This is a genomic window from Streptomyces sp. NBC_00190, from assembly GCF_036203305.1.
Lineage (GTDB): Bacteria > Actinomycetota > Actinomycetes > Streptomycetales > Streptomycetaceae > Streptomyces.
The window spans coordinates 6,065,958-6,083,585 of the sequence record NZ_CP108131.1 but is presented as its reverse complement, the minus strand read 5'-3'; the positions used below and the strand labels follow the sequence as shown (position 1 = coordinate 6,083,585).

General features: G+C 71.2%; 13 protein-coding genes. 7 read left to right on the top strand and 6 right to left on the bottom strand.

Annotated elements, in window-relative coordinates; all coding sequences use genetic code 11:
- Positions 1-39 precede the first annotated feature (39 nt).
- The 6 genes from OG429_RS28950 to OG429_RS28925 all read left to right on the top strand — a co-directional run bounded on the left by OG429_RS28950 (position 40) and on the right by OG429_RS28925 (position 7,324).
- Complete coding sequence (locus tag OG429_RS28950) at positions 40-747, top strand: hypothetical protein (RefSeq protein ID WP_405681337.1); 708 nt, start codon at positions 40-42, stop codon at positions 745-747.
- Positions 748-784: 37 nt separating this feature from the next.
- On the top strand, positions 785-2,617 hold the full coding sequence (locus tag OG429_RS28945; protein ID WP_328928172.1) for a hypothetical protein: 1,833 nt from the start codon (positions 785-787) through the stop codon (positions 2,615-2,617).
- Positions 2,618-4,147 carry an SCO6880 family protein gene (locus tag OG429_RS28940; RefSeq protein ID WP_328928171.1) on the top strand — a complete coding sequence of 510 codons (1,530 nt, stop codon included), beginning with the start codon at positions 2,618-2,620 and terminating at the stop codon, positions 4,145-4,147. It abuts the gene before it with no gap.
- Positions 4,147-5,700, top strand: a complete 1,554-nt coding sequence (locus OG429_RS28935) for a type VI secretion protein (protein ID WP_328928170.1) — start codon at positions 4,147-4,149, stop codon at positions 5,698-5,700. Before OG429_RS28940 ends, OG429_RS28935 begins: the two co-directional genes overlap by 1 nt.
- 345 nt (positions 5,701-6,045) lie before the next feature.
- Positions 6,046-6,627 (top strand): Uma2 family endonuclease, encoded by a 582-nt coding sequence (locus OG429_RS28930; protein WP_328928169.1) that lies wholly within the window; start codon positions 6,046-6,048, stop codon positions 6,625-6,627.
- Positions 6,628-6,793: 166 nt separating this feature from the next.
- Complete coding sequence (locus tag OG429_RS28925; RefSeq protein WP_328928168.1) at positions 6,794-7,324, top strand: NUDIX hydrolase; 531 nt, start codon at positions 6,794-6,796, stop codon at positions 7,322-7,324.
- A gap of 62 nt (positions 7,325-7,386) precedes the next feature.
- On the opposite strand, the gene OG429_RS28920 is transcribed toward OG429_RS28925, so the two are convergent.
- Positions 7,387-7,941: a hypothetical protein gene (locus OG429_RS28920; protein ID WP_328928167.1), complete on the bottom strand. Its 555-nt coding sequence runs from the start codon at positions 7,939-7,941 to the stop codon at positions 7,387-7,389.
- A gap of 44 nt (positions 7,942-7,985) precedes the next feature.
- Here OG429_RS28920 and OG429_RS28915 point away from each other — a divergent pair, with 44 nt between their 5' ends.
- A complete protein-coding gene (locus OG429_RS28915) occupies positions 7,986-10,868 on the top strand; it encodes a hypothetical protein (protein ID WP_328928166.1) in 2,883 nt (960 codons plus the stop codon).
- Positions 10,869-11,454: 586 nt separating this feature from the next.
- Here OG429_RS28915 and OG429_RS28910 read toward each other — a convergent pair.
- The 5 genes from OG429_RS28910 to OG429_RS28890 all read right to left on the bottom strand — a co-directional run bounded on the left by OG429_RS28910 (position 11,455) and on the right by OG429_RS28890 (position 17,587).
- Positions 11,455-13,704, bottom strand: a complete 2,250-nt coding sequence (locus tag OG429_RS28910; RefSeq protein ID WP_328928165.1) for a bifunctional salicylyl-CoA 5-hydroxylase/oxidoreductase — start codon at positions 13,702-13,704, stop codon at positions 11,455-11,457.
- A gap of 4 nt (positions 13,705-13,708) precedes the next feature.
- Entirely contained in the window at positions 13,709-14,536 is an 828-nt protein-coding gene (locus tag OG429_RS28905) for an enoyl-CoA hydratase family protein (protein ID WP_328928164.1), read from the bottom strand.
- A gap of 159 nt (positions 14,537-14,695) precedes the next feature.
- Positions 14,696-15,706: an ornithine carbamoyltransferase gene (gene argF, locus OG429_RS28900; RefSeq protein ID WP_328928163.1), complete on the bottom strand. Its 1,011-nt coding sequence runs from the start codon at positions 15,704-15,706 to the stop codon at positions 14,696-14,698.
- A gap of 95 nt (positions 15,707-15,801) precedes the next feature.
- Positions 15,802-17,028, bottom strand: a complete 1,227-nt coding sequence (locus OG429_RS28895) for an arginine deiminase (RefSeq protein ID WP_328928162.1) — start codon at positions 17,026-17,028, stop codon at positions 15,802-15,804.
- A gap of 46 nt (positions 17,029-17,074) precedes the next feature.
- The gene (locus tag OG429_RS28890; protein ID WP_328928161.1) at positions 17,075-17,587 is read right to left on the bottom strand and encodes a hypothetical protein; all 513 of its coding nucleotides are present in this window, start codon (positions 17,585-17,587) and stop codon (positions 17,075-17,077) included.
- Positions 17,588-17,628: the final 41 nt, after the last annotated feature.

Below are 17,628 nucleotides of genomic sequence, written 5' to 3'. Positions count from 1 at the left end.
AAGGCCCGGCGGGCCCGCTTCGCCCTGGCTGGCTTGGCCGTGCTGGGCGCGGCCGTGCTGGTGGGCGGCGGCTTCGCCGCGGCGGTCCTCATGGAAGACGACCCGAAGTCTCCTGCGGCGAGTGCACCGCCAGCAAGCCCATCGGTGCCTGCGTCGTCATCTCCCACGGACCGGCTTACGCCCGCCACGGGCAAGAAGATGACCCTGGACAAGCCGACGGGGCAAAAGGACGGAATCAGCACAGGGTGGCAGCACTCGCCCATCGGCTCCGTCAGTGCGGCGGTGTACTGGTGGGAGGGATACGCCTTCCTGGACGACCAGAAGGCCGCACAGCAGCTGTCCGCGATGGTCTCCCCGAATGCGACCGGGCTGGTCGACAAGCAGGTCTCGGACGTGCGCAAGTTGCGCGAGGCGGTCGGCCTGCCCCCCTCGGGCGGCACCACCTCCGAGGTCCGGTTCACGACCTCGGTGACGGCGGTCCGGGCTCTGAGTGTGCCTGCCCCGGGGATCCCTAAGGGGGATGTCGTAGAGGTCTGGATGAATTACGACCGGTACGCGACCGGACCGGACGGTGCCCCAGACAAGGATCCTCGCAGGAACGAGCTCACCAGCGTGATCCTGCGCTGGCAGAACGGCACTTGGAAGCTGACCAACGAATTCGACAAGCTTTCATCGCCCCCGGTCGCCTACTTCCCCGACTCGCCGTACGCGTGGCAGGACCGATGGGTACAGGTGCTCCATGGGTAGAGGCGGAGGGTTCCTCACCCGCGGCCTGCTGGTGCTAGTGGCTGTCCTGCTCTGCGCGCTCGGGGCGGCCTCCGCGCCGGCACTGGCTGCTGACGACCCGAAATACCACTCCAAGGTGGGACCACCCGACCCGGTTCCGAAGGATTTCGCTGAGGGCGGGTGGAACATCGGTGTTGACACCAACGGGAAATATTGCCTGCTGGATGCCATCAACGACTCTTCTATTTGCGCTTTGCCGGATGGCGGCACGGGTGGAGGGCCCAAAGTCTGCGAAGGCGCTGACGGAAACGCGAGCCGCGACTGCGGGACACCAGAAGACCAGAAAGAATTCGAAAAGAAGAGACTGGAAGAGTGGAGGAAGAAAACTCAGGACACGAAAGGCTGGGAGCACTGGGACAAGCTGAACGAGGAACTCACCAAATGCGTTGAGGGTGGGAAACCCTTCTCTGTCTGCCAGAAGCAGTGGGAGGGAGAATACCCGCCACCGGGACCGAGCCTGAGCGCTTGGGTGGCCGGAAAGTTCAGCGAATTCGCGTCCGATGCACTGAAGGAAGCAGCCAACTACCTCGGGAAGTCCGTGGTGTGGCTGCTGCATGAGTTCGCCCAACTGTTTAACCAGTCCTCCACGATCAAACTGGGGGACACCGGGATCAGTAAGCCGCTGGCTATCGCCACGACCATTTCCGCGATGCTCGCGGCCTTCCTGCTGATCCTCCAGTTCGCAAAGACTGCCATCTCCCAGCGTGGCGAAGCTGCCGGTACCGCCATTGGGGGGCTGGCCAAATGGGCTGCGATCACCCCCGTCTACATCGTGTTCACGCAGGCGGCCCTCGGTCTGAGTGACGAGATCAGTACGTGGATCATCAATTACACGTTCACCAATGGCGGTGAAGGGTCTGATGCGGCTACTGCGGCGATGCAAGAGCAGTTCGGGAAGATGTTCGGCGGTCTGATTGCAGGCGGGGGCGGCGGTGCCACGGCCAGCGCTGTGCTGATCTCCGGGGCAACCATGGAGAGCGCCGCTGTCGGGGTCGTCATCGTTGTGGGCATCATCTGCATTCTGGCCATTGGCGCGCTGTGGCTCGAACTGCTGCTGCGGCAGGCCGGAATCATGATCCTGTGCGTCACGATGCCGATCACGCTGGCCGGGCAGATCAGCGAGACCACCACCGAGTGGTGGCCCAAGGCCCGCAACGCACTGATCACGTTGATCATGATGAAGCCGGTGATCATCCTCTGCTTCAGTATCGGCTTCTTCGCGCTGGGCGAATCCTCCGGCGTGCAGAACATGATCGTCGGCCTGCTCATCTTCCTGCTGGCCTGCTTCAGCTGGCCCGCCCTGGCCAAATTCATGACCTTCACGACCAACGGTGAGGGGTCTTCCGCGTTCTCCGGCCTCATGAGCTCGGCCGGATCCTCGGCCTCCGGGTCCGCCCGCGGCGACGGCGCGGGCTCGGTGGGCGGCGGAAGCGGCTACACCAAGGCTCTCGAAAGCGAGGCTGCGCCGTCCGCGGTCGGCCCGTCCGGTGGGGCTGCGGGTGCCGCAGGCGGTGCGGCGAAGAAGGGCGTGTTCGCGGGCGCTGCCTCGGTGGCCGCAGTCGGTCTGCAGGTCGCGGCTGTCGCCAAGGACACCGCGGAGTCCGGCATGGCCAACACCGCCGCGAACGCGGGCCTGGGCCACGGAGCCCCGGGTGGCCGGCACGCCGTGTACGCCCAGCGCAAACCCCGCCCCGCGGCCGAACCCGAGGCGCCGCCACTGGAAGCCGGATTCGTCGTCGTACCGCCGGAGCCTCCCAAGCCCGCGGCCAGGACGAGTCCGTTCGAAAAGACTGAGATGGCCGATCCGTCCACGTTCCCCACGGAGCCGTAAATGTCCCAGACTTCACCGACCTCGTACGGCGGCTGGCAGTCGGAGCGGTCCGGGTGGTTCGGGCACATGTCCGGGACAGGCTTCGCGCTGATCGCGGTGGCGTCCCTGCTGCTGCTCGTCCCGCTCAACCTGGCCAGCTGGACGGCGGCGGCCCTGTGCATCCCCACCAGCCTGATTCTCGTGGCCCTCGCCCTGGGCAGGGTCATGGGCCTGTCCGCAGACGAGTGGATACTCCTCGCAGTAAGGCACCAAATCGCCGTGGCAACCAAGCGCAACCTGTTCATGAGCGGGGCGTCCGCGCCCCACAACAAGCAGACGGGCGAACAGCCGATGGACCTGCCGGGCACCCTCGCCCGGCTGCGCATCCTGCAAGCCCCGGACGGCCTGGGCGGACAGCTCGGCGTCGTCCACGACCCGATCGCGGGGACCTACACCGCCGTCGCCCGGGTCTCCTACCCGGGGCTGGCGCTCATCGACACCGGCAAGCAGGCGGCACGAGTGGCCGGATGGGCCGCACTGCTGCGCACGTACTGCACGGAGGACTCGCCCATCACACGGCTGAGCGTGCACCAGCGCGTCCTGCCCGACGACGGTGCGGCCCTGATGTCCTGGACTGCCCGGCACATCAGCCCGGACGCGCCGCCCGCGGCGGTCGCCTCGCTCACGGACGTCATGGAGGGCGCAGGCCCTTCGGCCTCGGCCCGTGAGACGTACCTGTCGGTGACGCTCTCCGCGGGCCGCGCCCGCCTCGCCGTCAAGGGCGCCGGCGGCGGGCAGATCGGCGCGGCCGCCGTCCTCGTCCGCGAGATCGCGGCCATGGGCCAGGCCCTGTCCAGCGCCAGCCTGCAGGTCACCGAATGGCTGAGCCCCCGCGGCGTCGCGGAGACCATCCGCACCGCCTACGACCCGGACGCACAGGTCATGCTGGCCACCCGCAAGGCCGCCGCCGGTATCGAAGGCTGGCAGGGGGTGGAACCCGGAGTCGAACCGGCCCTCGCCGGCCCCGCGTACGCGGAGACCGGCATGGGCACCTACCAGCACGACGGGGCGTGGACGGTCTCCTACCAGGTCCGCACCTGGCCCCAGAGCCAGGTGTACGCGACCGTGCTGCAGCCCCTGCTGCGGCCCCGGGCCAACGCCCGGCGTGCCATGTCGCTGGTGTACGAGCCCCTCGGCCCCCGGCGGGCCCGTACGGAGCTGGCCAAGGAGACCACCAAGCGCAACGCGGCCCGCAAGCTCCGGGCCAAGACCGGCCGGGACGAGTCCGAGGACGAGAGGCGCGCGGAGGTTGTCGCCCGTACGCAGGACGCCGCGCGGGCAGCCGGCCAGGGTGTGGTGCGGATGACCGCCATCCTCTCCGTGACGGTGACCGACCACGACGAGCTGGAAACCGCCTGCGCGGAGCTCCAGGCGGACGCGGCCGCCGCGAACCTGGAAGTGCGCCGCATGTGGGGCACGCAGGACACCGGATTCGCCGCGGGCGCCCTCCCCCTCGGCCAGGGCCTGCCCGACCGCCGGGGCGCGTTCTGATGGGCCTGTTCCGGCGCCGGACGGGCGCGGACACAGACCTCGCGGGCGACGGCCTCGGGGAGGCCGCGGGCATCGGCCGTGCCCCGGCGGCCCGGGTACCCGTACAGCTCAGCGCGCGGGAGCGGCAGCAGGCCCGGCTGCTGGAGGACGCCGACTCGGTGATGCGGGTGGCGCCCAAGAAGGGGTGGAAGGGGCCCTACGCAGGGCGGGCCGCGTCCCTGCCGCGCGGGGAGGTCGTCCGTGCCACCACCACCTCGGCGGCAGGGGCCTTCCCGTTCCTGCACGCCGCGTCCCTGCCTCCCGTAGGCGCGTACATCGGGCAGAACACCCTCACCACCGGGGCGTTCTCCGCGCACCCGGCGGTGTGGGTGTCGGCGGGGCTGGTCACCAACCCCAACATGATCATCACCGGCGTCCCCGGAAGCGGGAAGTCCGCGCACGTCAAGGCACTCGTCTACCGGCTCATGCCCTTCGGCAGCAGAGCCCTCATCGCCGGGGACGTGAAGGGCGAGTACGGGCAGCTGTGCCGTCACCTGGGGGTCGAACCGGTGCGGCTGGGGCCCGGCCTGCCCGGCCGCCTCAACCCCCTCGACGCCGGCCCCCTCGGCGCCGACCTGGGCTCGATCACCGACCCTGCCGTGCTCAAGGCTCGGCTGACGGAGATCCACCGGCGCCGGCTGACCCTCCTCCAGGCGCTGCTGGAACTGCAGCTGCGACGCGCACTCCAGCCCCAGGAGGAGGAAGCCCTGGACGTGGCGGTGCGGGACCTGACCGGCGAGCTGTACGGGACCACCACCCTGCGCACACCGACGCTGCCCCTCGTCTACGACAAGCTGCGCGACCCGACCGACATGATGGCGCGCGAACTGCGCGTGCGGGACGGCGACATCCAGCGGGCCCGGGAGTCCATGGCGTCCATCCGGTCCGCCCTCGGCGGCATGGTGACCGGGCACCTGGGCGGTCTTTTCGACCAGGAGACCTCCATCTCGCTGGACTGGGACGCGCCGATCCAGTCCGTGGACATCAGCGCGCTGGCCGCGTACGGCGACGAGACCGTGGCGATGGTCCTGTCGTGCGTCTCCTCCTGGGCGCAGTCGGCCATCGACCGGCCCGGCCAGCGGCCGTGGGTCGTGGTACGGGACGAGCTGTGGCGCCAGATGAGGGCCGGCGGCGCGGCCATGGTCAAGAAGATCGACGCGGACCTGCGGCTCAGCCGCGCGACCGGCACGATCCAGATCCTCGCCACCCACCGTCTCTCCGACTTCGAGGGGGTCGGCGCGGCCGGCTCCCAGGAAGTCGCCATCGCCCGGGACCTCATCGCCTCGTGCGAGACCCGGGTACAGCTCGCCCAGGACACCCGGCCGCTGGCCATGACGCGCGAGGCGATCGGCCTCACCGACGCGGAATGCGAACTGATCGGCTCCTGGGGCGCGGCGCAGCGGGGCCGCGCGCTCTGGAAGGTCGGCCGGGGCGGCGGCTCCCATGCCGTCCAGCTCATCCTGAACAAGCAGGAGATGCGGCTGTTCGAAACGGACGAGCGCATGGCCGTGTGAGCACGCCTCCATGTGGGGCCGGGCCCGGTAGATGTGGGGCCGGGCCCGGGCGGCCCGGCCCCACATGGAGATCTCGCTTCACGCGGGACGGCTATTGCGGTTGCCGATCACGGTCTCGGCGCAGTTCCACCAGAGTCGCAGACACGACATGGCGACGCCCTCACTGGCGCAGCGGGTTCGCTGACCAGCGCTTTTCATGGATTCGGGGGGACCGTCTCGCAAGGGGACCGGTCTGCACCCGGTTCCGCCGCGCAAGCACCGGTACAGAGATCGCCGTCTGTGATGAGACACCGGCCGCCGTGCCGCGCCACACTGTCAGTGCCGCGCGATGAGGAGGTGAAGGGAATGAGCGTTGCCAGCATTGCCCAGCACCACGGGCCCTGGACCGTCGCCGACGTCCTGGCCCTGCCAGAGGACCGCACCCGTCGCTACGAGCTTCTGGGGGAATCACTCGTGATGTCCCCGGCTCCGGGCCTGCGCCACCAGCGGGCCGGCTTCCGCCTCCACGTGGCACTGGACGCGGCCGCCGAGGCCGCCGGCGCCGCGGTCGAGGTGCTGGAAGCGATCAACGTGACGCTCCCGTCGGGACTCGTCGTGCCTGACATCGTCGTCGCCGACGCCGGCGCCACCGCCGAGGACGGCGTCAGCATCGATGCCGAGGCCGTCCAGCTGGTCGTGGAGCTGGTCTCCCCCGGCAACAAGCCCATGGACCGCAAGGTCAAGCCCCTGCTGTACGCCGAGGCCGGGATCCCGCACTACTGGCGCCTGGAGTTCGACCCGGCGCCCCGGCTGATCTGCTGTGTCCTGGAAGACGGCCGCTACGTGGAGACCGCGACCGCCCTTCCGGGCGTCGTCACCCTGGTCGAGGAGCCGTTCCCGTTCGCGATCGACCCGGCCGGGCTGGCCCAGGCCCGCAAGACCGGTTGAGCCACAAACATCAGGGCGGTGATACGGCTGCCCTCGATGAAAGGACATGGGGGAGCCCCGGCGGCGACGCCGGGGCTCCCCCATGTCCACCGTGGCCTCAGGAGTGCGGGCCCGAGACCGCGGCACACCGATGTCCGACCCGATAATCACTGAGAGCAGGCACGACATGCGATGGACCGTTCACGGCGAGCGCACGCTCTACGACACCCCCTGGGTGCGGCTGCGTTCGCTGGACGTGGAGCAGCCGGACGGCGCCCGCACCGACTACCACGTCGTACGGCTGCGGGACCTCGCCGTCGCGGCGGCCGTCGACGAGCAGCAGCGCGTGCTGATGATGTGGCGCCACCGCTTCGTCACAGACACCTGGGCCTGGGAGCTGCCCATGGGTCTGGTCGAGGACGGTGAAAGCCCTGAGATTGCCGCGGCCCGGGAGCTGGAGGAGGAGACCGGGTGGCGTCCGCAGGCCGTAAGTGCGCTGATCCACGCACAGCCGGCGGCCGGGATCACCGACAGTCGGCACTTCGTGTTCCGCGCGGACGGGGTTCGTCGTATCGGCGAGCCCACCGAACGCAACGAGTCGGACCGGCTGGAATGGATCCCGCTGACCGACATCCCCGGCATGATCGCCCGACGGGAGATCGTCAGCAGCGCGACGCTGGTGGGCTTGATGGCCCTGCTGCTGGACCTCAGGGCCTGAGCCTGCCAGCCAACGCCGAGGCGCGGCCCTCTGCTACCGGGGCCGCACCCTTGGCTGCGCTCTCAGCTCTGAGGCGGGCTGTACCGGTCGATGCCGGCAAGGACCTTCCGGTCCAGCTCCAGCGCGGCGTCGATGTCCTTGCGCGTGAACCGTGACGGGTCCTTCGCGTACATCTCCCGTCCCCGCTCGGACGTGAAGCGGTCCTCCGGGATCCGGTCGGCGTCCTCCGGCAGGAACTTGGCGACCTCCTCGAGCGCGGCGGTCCCGTACGCGGCGGCCGGACGGATCTCGCGGTGTTCGGCCGCCGGGGTGTTCAGCAGCCTCAGCCCCGACTCGGTCGACATTCGGTCACTGACCCACAGGAACTCGCCGGGGTCGATGATCTGCGAAGGCTCGGGACCGCCAAACGCCGGGGGCGCCGGAGGCCGGTCGCCGGAGATCGTGAACGCGTAGGAGCGCGTACGACCGCATTGGGGGCAGACCCCCTCGTACACGCTGACCAGGACCCCCTCGCGGTCCTCCAGCCGGTGCTCCCGGGCGAACTGCGTCGCGCCGCATACACAGGCGTGAAGATCCATGTAGAGGTGCGCTTCCTGCGCCGAACGAGCGATCAACATGTCATGATCATACGGGAATCGGCACGTCAAACGGGGGAATGTCAGTGGACCTGCACATCGGCGAGGGACGGCTGCTCGCCGAAGCGGAGGCCGCGTTGCCGATGGTGCTTCGGCAGCTCTACTCCGACCGGCTGCGCGGCGGCTCCATGACCGAGCAGGACGGGCGGCGCTTCTTCCTCCTCAGCGACCCCGCCGGGCAGCGGATCGAGCTGCGCCTGGACACGGCGGCGCTGCCGCAGCCGCTGGTGGCGCGCACCTTCACCAACACGACCACCGACCGGTACGTCGTCCAGCTCGCCGACACGCTGCCGCCGGAGGAGGCCGGACAGCTGCTGTCCCGCGAAGTGGGCGAGCTGCTCGCCGTACGGCAGCGGTCTGCAGCCGAAGGACAGGCACCGCTGGAAGACCTTCTGGCAACCGGTGCCGCACTGCCCGCGCATCTGGAGTTGTCCGACGCGGACTTGGGCCGTGTGGGCGAATTCGACTACCTGGCGGGCCGGATGAACGAGGCGGGGCTTCCGGCCCCGGAACGGCAGGAGGCCCGCGACCGGTTCTCGATCCTCGTCGACGAGTCGGGGCTCAGGCCGGGGGCGCCGGCCGATGACGCGCAGAGCCACGCCGCCGAGGCGTACGCGGCTGACGTACGCCTGAAGATCGTGCGCTCGCGCCTGCGGGAGGAGGCGCGTGACGCGATGGCAGAACTCGCCCTGCCCGTCGAGCGACTGCACGCAGCCGACGCGGCGGCACTGGCCGGAGCGCGGGCGGCGCGCGCCGCCCGGGTGCAGGCTCCGCAGGCCCTGGGCGAGTTCCCCATGCCCGGACTGCGGCCGGACGGGACTCCTGTACCGCGTGAGGAACTGGTACAGACGGCCGCCGAGGCCGCCCGGCAGCGGACCGACCTCAGTAGCCGGACGCTCGCCGAACTGCGTGCGCGGCAGGCGGCCCTGCCCGCAGGCCGGCACCCGGAGTTCGAGATCATGATCGGCGGCGGCGCCGCGCTCGCCGGGCGCGACCCCGACGTCCTGCTCGTGGATGCGCGGGGACGCTGGCACGTCGACCCCATCGAGGCGATCGTCCAATCAGCCGACCAGGTACGCCACCTGCGCCAGAGCGGCATGGGCGACCCGTACCAGTTCGCGGGTCCGCAGGAGCGTGTGCCCCTTCCCGCGCTCCAGCTGTGGGAGGACACCGCTGCGGTGCGCGGCCCCCTCATCGACGGCAGGGCGGAGCTGAGCATCGGCGCCGAGGGCCGCCTGATCGCCGAGATCATCCCGGCCGACGGCTCTCCCCCGGTGAAGGTCGAGGTCCAGGGCTCCCCGCTGCTCGCCACCGGCATTCCGCCCGAGATCGTTCCGGGCGCCAACCGGCAGGTGCCGACCGTACGGGAGGCGGCCGACGTTCTCGCGGAGTCCCTCACCGCGGCGGGCACGCCGGACGCCGCCGCGGCCCGTGACCGGCTCCTTGCGCTGCCCGGGGGCGAGGGCCACGCCGCAGCGACCCTGGACGTGCTTGCCGACCGGCAGGTCTCCGAGGCCCTGAGGGCCTCCGAGGACACGCGCGTCGAGAGCGCGACCGAGACCCTGCGGGCGACCGCGGCGTGGGAGCAGGCCCGAGCCGTCGCGCCCGGCCGCGTCCTCATGGGTGACGAAGTCGGGGACGGCGACTACGACCCCTTCGTCGCCAAGGACTGGGTCATCGCCGGAGTCGGCGGCGCCGCCATCGCCAACGCGGAGATCATCCTCCAGGCCAACCCGGACGCCAGGGTCTTCATGGTCGGCAAGGACGCGCCGTTCGTGCTCCACAACGACGCCCAGTACACGGCGCTGCGCCGCGAACACGACGCCGAGTACGGCGGCGACGGCCGGCTCGTGACGTTCAACGGGCGCTACCTCGGGGCGATCGGCATGGTGACCGCCCCCGACGGTCGAGTCCGCCTGGAGGCCCTCGACAGCGCGGGAGAGTCCTTCGGAATCGAGGGCGACGCGTACCTGGCGTGCCTCGGCCGCGTTTCCCGCCTCCCTCATGCCCTGGACTCGATGGAGGCTTCGGTGCGCTCCGCGGGCGGCGAGGTCCGCGGGGAACTGGTCTTCGACGGTGACCGCCAGTACCTGGGCTACCGGCTGGAGTTCGAGGCGCAGGGGCGGCAGCACACGGTCGATGTGACAGGCGCCGCCTCCCGCATGCTGCCCGGCAACGTCTTCAGCCGCGACGTCATGGCGCAGCTTGCCGTCCTCGACGGGAAGGTGGCCCCGCCGGAGAGCGGAAACGTTTCCTCCGGCTTCATGGCCACAGCCCTTCAGGGCTCCCACCTCGCCAGACACCGAGCGGCCGAACGCCGCCAGGATGGCCCGGCCACAGCACCGGCCGTCACATCCTTCGATGGACGGCCACCCCGGCAGCAGGGATTGAGCGAAGGGCCGAGCGCCGATGGCGACGCCGCTCCGGCCACGCGGCTCGCAGGTACCTCCGCACCCCCCGCGTACACCACGCCCAAGGAGGCCGTGCACGCAGCCGAAGACGTCACCCGCTCCTTCCAGGCCTGGATCGGGACGGACATGGGCCGGCAGCTGGCCGACTCGGACCATCCACGGATCAGTGCCCTCCGCGAAGCCTGGCAGCAGCTGCCCCCGCACGACCTGCCCGAGGGGCCTGGCCCGGCCGCAGGGCCATACGGAGCCGTCGCCGAGCGGGCCGACGCTGCGGTGGCCGCCGCCGTCGCGGCGGGACGCTTCGCCCCCGAAGACGTCAAGGCCCTGCACAGCCTGGCGCAGGCGGCCGGGACCCACTCCGCACGGCTGTCGGCGACCACCCAGCCCGGGACCGCCCCCGGCCAGGGAACCCCGAGGCTCCCCCCGGCCACAGCGCCGACGCCGCGCGTGGCCACACCCCCGCCAACCGCTCCCCGCAGGCCGGGCCTGTCGGCCTGACCGCCCCCCGTCCCGGTTGGGTCTGTCCGAAGAGGCAGACTGCCGGAGGCGCGACGTTGCCGGCACCGCGCGCCCGGCCAGCGCCAAACCACCGATCCACCAGCCCTGCGAGCGCGGCCATGGACTGATCAGTGGCTCTCTGCGCGATGAGGGTCCTGACGCTGTGTCCGGGCCCGCGGTGGGGTACTCGCCGGACGATTCTCGCGGTCCGGACGTCGACCTGGCCTACGAGGGCGAGCGACCTCACCGGCTCATCCCCTGGCGACGGCTCCCGACATGACCCGTGCTACGGGCGTGCCCGCGCTGCGCGCGGCGGTAGCGGCACCGGCTGGCGTAAGCCAGGGCGACGGCGTCGCACTCCCAGTCGTAGGGGAAGGTCAGGATGGCGCTGCGGTGGGCGACAGTGCTCTGGATCGTGTTCAGGAGCTTGTGGTAGGGCTCGAAGCCTTTGAAGAAGGGGCTCCAGGCGGGGGTCTCGAGCAGTCGGCGGGCTCTGACTCGGCCGTGTTCACCGGCGAGTTCGTCGGGCGTGAGCCGGAGCGAGTCGAGCCCGGAGCGGGTGAGCCAGGCCGTCGCCGCCCGGGCCTCAGCCGCGGCCCGTCGGCGGTGTGCGGCTGCCCGCCCGGTAGGGCGGGGGCCAGGGGGCGGCCGGGCCCTCGTAGGACTGGTCGGCGGCCGCGTGCAGGGTCCAGTGGGGGTCGTACAGGTGGGGGCGGCCGATGGCGCAGAGGTCCGCGCGCCCGGCCAGCAGCAGCGAGTTCACGTCGTCCCAGGAGGAGATGGCCCCGACGGCGATGACGGGGACGCCGAGCGCGTTGCGGATCCGGTCGGCGTACGGGGTCTGGTACGAGCGCCCGTACTCTGGGGCCTCGTCCGCGACGACCTGCCCGGTCGAGACGTCGACGGCGTCCGCGCCGTGCGCGGCGAAGGCGGCCGCGATGTCCACCGCCTCCTGCGGGGAGGTGCCGCCCGGCGCCCAGTCGGTGGCCGAGAGGCGGACCGTCATCGGGCGGTCCTCGGGCCACACGGCGCGGACCGCGTCGAAGACCTCCAGCGGGAAGCGCAGCCGGTTCTCCAGGGAGCCGCCGTAGGCGTCGTCACGCCGGTTGGTCAGCGGCGAGAGGAACCCGGAGAGCAGGTAGCCGTGGGCACAGTGCAGTTCGAGCAGGTCGAAGCCGCAGTCGGCGGCGCGGACCGCGGCGTCCGCGAAGTCCGAGCGGACGGCTGCCAGGTCGTGCTCCGTGAGGGCGCGGGGGACGGCCGAGACACCCGGCCGGTAGGGCAGCGCCGAGGCGGCCGCCAGCGGCCAGCCGCCCTCGGGGAGGGGGTCGTCCATGCCCTCCCACATCACGCGCGTGGCTCCCTTGCGCCCCGAGTGCCCGAGCTGGACGCCGAGCGCGGTACCGGGCGCGGAGGTGTGCACGAAGTCGGTGATCCGCCGCCAGGCGGTTGCCTGTTCCTGCGTGTACAGGCCGGTGCAACCGGGGGTGATCCGGCCCTCGGCGCTGACGCAGACCATCTCCGTCATGACCAGCCCGGCCCCGCCGAGCGCCCGCGCGCCCAGGTGCACGAGGTGGAAGTCGCCGGGGACGCCCTCCTCGGCCGAGTACATGTCCATCGGTGAGACCACGACCCGGTTGCGCAGGGTCAGCCCGCGCAGGGTGAACGGGGTGAACATGGGCGGGGTCCGCTCGTCCGGGCAGCCGAAGTCCCGTTCCACGGCCCGGGTGAACCGGTCGTCGCGCATCCGCAGGTTGTCGTGGGTGACCCGGCGGCTGCGCGTGAGCAGGTTGAAGGCGAACTGCCGGGCGGGCTGGCCCACGTATCCGGCGGCCTCCTCGAACCAGCGCATGCTGGCGGCCGCCGCCCGCTGGGTGCTGGCCACGGCCGGCCGCCGCGCGGCCTCGTACGCCGCGAGCGCGGCGGGTACGCCGGGCTCGGCGCGGACGGCTTCGGCGAGCGCGAGGGCGTCCTCGACGGCCAGCTTGGTGCCGGACCCGATGGAGAAGTGGGCGGTGTGCGCGGCGTCGCCGAGCAGCGCCACGTTTCCGTGCGACCAGCGTTCGTTGACCACCGTACGGAACCGGGTCCAGGCCGAGCGGTTGCCGTGCAGGGGCCGGCCCCGCAGGGCCTCGCTGAAGATCTTGGCGCAGCGGGCCGCCGACTCGTTCTCGTCGCACAGGTCGAAGCCCGCCGCCCGCCACACCTCCTCCCGCATCTCCACGATCACCGTGGAGGCGTCCGCGGAGTAGGGGTAGGCGTGCAGCTGCATCACCCCGTGCTCGGTCTCCGCGATCTCGAAGCGGAAGGCCTCGAAGGCGAAGTCGGCGGCGAGCCAGATGTACCGGCACCGCCCGCCGGTCACGGTCGGCCCGAAGTGCGCGGCGCCGGCCTCGCGGGTCGCGCTGTGCACCCCGTCGGCCGCGACCACCAGGTCGTGGGAGGCCGCGAGCGCCGCGGCGTCCACCGCCCCGGTACGGAAGCGCAGCCGGACGCCCAGCCCGGCGCAGCGCTCGTGCAGGATCTCCAGCAGCCGGCTCCGCCCGAGGGCGGCGAAGCCGTGGCCGCCGGAGGTCAGCAGCCGGCCGCGGTGCACGATGTCCACGTCGTCCCAGCGCACGAACTCCGCGCTCAGGGCCTCGTAGACCACGGTGTCGGCCTGCTCGATGCCGCCGAGGGTCTCGTCGGAGAGGACCACGCCGAAGCCGAAGGTGTCGTCCGGCGCGCCCCTCTCCCAGACCTCGACGGTGTGGCCCTGCCGGGCCAGCAGCGCGGCGGCGTACAGCCCGCCCGGTCCCCCGCCGACGACGGCGACCCGCATGGCGCCCTTGGACATCCGGCTACCTGCCCTTCCAGGCGGGCGGCCGTTTCCCGGTGAAGGCCGCGTGGAACTCCGCGTAGTCCTGGCCGTTCATCAGCAGGGCCTGGGTGTTGGCGTCCAGCTCCACGGACGCGGCCAGGGGCATGTCGAGCTCGGCGGTGAGGAGCGCCTTGGTCTGCGCGTAGGCGAGGGCGGGGCCGGCGGCCAGGTGCGCGGCGAGCTCGGCGGCCCGTACGTGGGCCTTGCCCTCCTCGGTGAGCTCGCTGAGCAGGCCGATCCGTTCGGCCTCGGCGGCGCGTACGGGCTCTCCGAGCATCAGCAGCCGGGTGGCGTGGCCGAGGCCGACGACGCGGGGCAGCAGGTAGGCGGCGCCCATGTCGCCGCCGGAGAGGCCGACGCGGGTGAAGAGGAACGCGAAGCGGGCGCTGGGGTCGGCGATCCGGAAGTCGGCGGCGAGTGCGAGGACGGCCCCGGCTCCGGCGGCGACCCCGTGCACGGCGGCGATGACCGGGAAGGGGCATTCGCGGATGGCGCGGACGACCTGGCCGGTCATCCGGTTGAAGTCGAGGAGCTGGGCGGTGTCCATGGCGAGGGTGGCGCCGATGATCTCGTCCACGTCCCCGCCGGAGCAGAAGCCGCGTCCCTCGCCGCCGAGCACGAGGGCGCGTACGGACCGTTCACGGGACAGTTCGGCCAGCAGGTCGCGCAGGTCGGCGTAGGCGCCGAAGGTGAGCGCGTTCAGCTTGTCGGGGCGGTCGAAGGTGACGGTGGCCACGCCGTCCTGCCGGGTCACCCGGAGGTGGCGCCACCGTTCGGTCGCTTCTGTGGAACCGGTGAAGGGGCTCACACGATCGACGGTATCACCAGATCGTGACTGCCGTCACAGAAGCGCGACATGTTGGTGGCGAGAAGGCACCGCACCCGCCGCCTCCGCGCGGCTGTTCCCCTGCCCCGACCGGCCCGCGCATGACTATGCGAGGGGCTGCGCGAGGGGCCGCGCGCAGGGCTACACCCGGGGCTTTCCGAGCGTGGCGACCAGCACGGCCTTGATGGTGTGCAGCCGGTTCTCGGCCTCGTCGAACACGAGGGAGTGGGCGGACTCGAACACCTCGTCCGTCACCTCCAGGGAATCCAGCCCGTGGCGCTCGTGGATCTCCCGCGCCACCTCGGTACCGAGGTCGTGGAAGGCCGGAAGGCAGTGCATGAACTTCACGTCCGGGTTTCCGGTGGCGCGCAGCACGTCCATGGTCACCGCGTAGGGGGACAGGGCCGCGATCCGCTCGTCCCAGACCTCCTTGGGCTCCCCCATGGACACCCAGATGTCGGTCAGGACGAAGTCGGCCTGGGTCACACCCTCGGCGATCTCCTCGGTCAGCGTGATCCGGGCGCCGCTGCGCTCCGCGAGTTCGCGTGCCGCGGCCACCACGGGCTCGGCCGGCCAGTAGGCCTCCGGCGCGACGATCCGTACGTCCATGCCCAGCAGCGCGCCGGTCACGAGGTACGAGTTGCCCATGTTGAAGCGGGCGTCGCCGAGGTAGGCGAAGGAGATCCGCTCCAGCGGCTTGGCGGTGTGCTCGGTCATGGTGAGCACGTCGGCCAGCATCTGGGTGGGGTGCCAGTCGTCGGTGAGGCCGTTGAAGACGGGCACGCCCGCATGAGCGGCGAGCGCCTCGACGGTGTCCTGGCTGTCACCCCGGTACTCGATCCCGTCGAACATCCGGCCGAGCACCCGCGCCGTGTCCTTGACCGACTCCTTGTGGCCCATCTGGGAGCCCGCGGGGTCGAGGTAGGTGGTGCGGGCCCCCTGGTCCGCGGCGGCGACCTCGAAGGCGCAGCGGGTGCGCGTCGAGGTCTTCTCGAAGATCAGCGCGATGTTCCTGCCCTGGAGCGAGGGCTGCTCGGTCCCGGCCTTCTTGGCCGCCTTGAGGCCCGCGGCGAGCTCGACCAGACCGCGGAACTCGGCGGCGGTGAAGTCGAGCTCCTTGAGAAAACTGCGGCCGGCGAGGTCGGTGGCCATGGGGTCGCTCCAGCATCACGGTGACAGGGGATGTTGGAAGTCTATACGATCCACTGCATTGATATACAGACCTGTCTCCGCATGTGACGAAGCCTTCAGACCGCGTCCCGCTCGACCGGGCAGCTCATGCAGCGCGGTCCGCCGCGGCCCCGCCCCAGCTCGCTGCCCGGAATCTCGATCACCTCGATGCCCTCCTTGCGCAGATGGGTGTTGGTCGTCACGTTCCGCTCGTAGGCGACCACCACGCCCGGCTCCACGGCCAGCACGTTGCACCCGTCGTCCCACTGCTCGCGCTCCGCCGAGTGCACGTCCTGCGTCGCGGTCAGCACCCGGATCGAGTCCAGCCCGAGCGCCGCCGCGATGGCCCGGTGCATGTGCTCCGGCCGGTGGTCGGTCACCTTCAGCTCGCCCGGACCGTCACCCGGCTCGATCGTGTAGGAGCGGAGCATGCCGAGTCCGGCGTACTGGGTGAACGTATCTCCGTCGACCATCGTCATCACCGTGTCCAGGTGCATGAAGGCACGCCGCTTCGGCATGTCCAGGGCCACGATGGAGGTCGCCGACCCGGCGGCGAACAGACCCCGCGCGAGCATCTCCACCGCCTGCGGAGTGGTCCGCTCGCTCATCCCGATAAGCACCGCGCCGTTCCCGATGACCAGCACGTCACCGCCTTCGATGGTCGAGGGGTAGTCGGCCTGGCCCTGCGACCAGTAGTGGAAGGCGCCGGAGGCGGTGAAGAGCGGATGGTGCCTGTAGATCGCCTCGAAGTGGACGGTCTCGCGCTGCCGTGCGGGCCAGCGCATCGCGTTGATGGACACGCCGTCGTAGATCCAGGCGGAGGTGTCCCGGGTGAACAGGTGGTTGGGCATCGGGCCGAGCAGGAAGTCGTCCAGTTCCATGGCGTGGAAGCGCACCGACACCGGCTCGGTGTGCCGCTCCAGGAACTCCCGCTTGGTCATCCCGCCGACCAGCGCCTCGGCCAGGGCGGCTGAGCTCAGCCCGTCGAAGGCCGACCTGAGGTGGTCGGTGGCGAGCGGCCCGTACTCCTTCTCGTCGAAGACCCGGTCCAGTACGAGGTGTCTCGCCTCCGGGATGCCGAGGGCCTCGCACAGCAGGTCGCCGAAGAGGTGGACCTCCACGCCCCGGTCGCGCAGCACGTCCGCGAAGCCGTCGTGCTCCTGGCGGGCCCGGCGCACCCACAGCACGTCGTCGAAGAGGAGCGCGTCCTTGTTGCTGGGTGTGAGCCGCTTCAGCTCCAGGTCGGGCCGGTGGAGGATGACGCGGCGAAGCCGCCCGGTCTCGGAGTCGACATGGAATCCCATGCCGTACACGTTCGCAGACCGGGCGGCTCTTTGACGTGGCGTCTGCTCAGCGGGGGGTGCCGAGGCCGAGAAGCGCCGTCGGGGCGCCGATCAGTTCCGGGGTGGTCAGGCCCAGTTCGGGCAGGCCCACGTTCGGCACACCGGAGTTGGAGGCGTCCGGCATCGTCAGCAGACCGCCGGCGACCACGCCGGGGGTCCGGGCGAGCAGGTCGGTGGCCGGTGACTCCAGCGAGCCCTCGCCGTCCGTCTCCGGCTTGCCCAGCAGGTTCGGCACCGGTGAGGTGACGAGGGTGCTGCCGAGCTCGGTGCCGATCGGGACCGCCGGGAGCAGCGGGGTGGGGAGCATGTTCCCCCTGTGGAAGCGGGGCGCCTCGGGCGCTCCCACGGTCGGCACCGGCACCCCGGTCGCCACCTTCGGGGTCTCCACCCCCAGCGTGGTCTTCACGGCGTCGAGCGGGACACCGACCGGCACCGAGTCGGCCACGGCCGGGGTGGCCGCGCCGGCCGCGGCCATACAGGTCATGAGTGCCGCAATGCTTCCGCGCGCGGTCATCTTCATAGGTGACGTTCCGTCCTTCCAGGGTCGCGGACATTCCGCTG

Bases quoted from the DNA above. Each gene is read 5' to 3' on its own strand.
- OG429_RS28895 (WP_328928162.1), bottom strand. From the start codon at position 17,028: ATGGGATTCCATGTCGACTCCGAGACCGGGCGGCTTCGCCGCGTCATC.
- OG429_RS28935 (WP_328928170.1), top strand. From the start codon at position 4,147: ATGGGCCTGTTCCGGCGCCGGACGGGCGCGGACACAGACCTCGCGGGC.
- OG429_RS28940 (WP_328928171.1), top strand. From the start codon at position 2,618: ATGTCCCAGACTTCACCGACCTCGTACGGCGGCTGGCAGTCGGAGCGG.
- OG429_RS28910 (WP_328928165.1), bottom strand. From the start codon at position 13,704: ATGTCCAAGGGCGCCATGCGGGTCGCCGTCGTCGGCGGGGGACCGGGC.
- OG429_RS28920 (WP_328928167.1), bottom strand. From the start codon at position 7,941: ATGTTGATCGCTCGTTCGGCGCAGGAAGCGCACCTCTACATGGATCTT.
- OG429_RS28930 (WP_328928169.1), top strand. From the start codon at position 6,046: ATGAGCGTTGCCAGCATTGCCCAGCACCACGGGCCCTGGACCGTCGCC.
- OG429_RS28925 (WP_328928168.1), top strand. From the start codon at position 6,794: ATGCGATGGACCGTTCACGGCGAGCGCACGCTCTACGACACCCCCTGG.
- OG429_RS28890 (WP_328928161.1), bottom strand. From the start codon at position 17,587: ATGAAGATGACCGCGCGCGGAAGCATTGCGGCACTCATGACCTGTATG.
- argF (WP_328928163.1), bottom strand. From the start codon at position 15,706: ATGGCCACCGACCTCGCCGGCCGCAGTTTTCTCAAGGAGCTCGACTTC.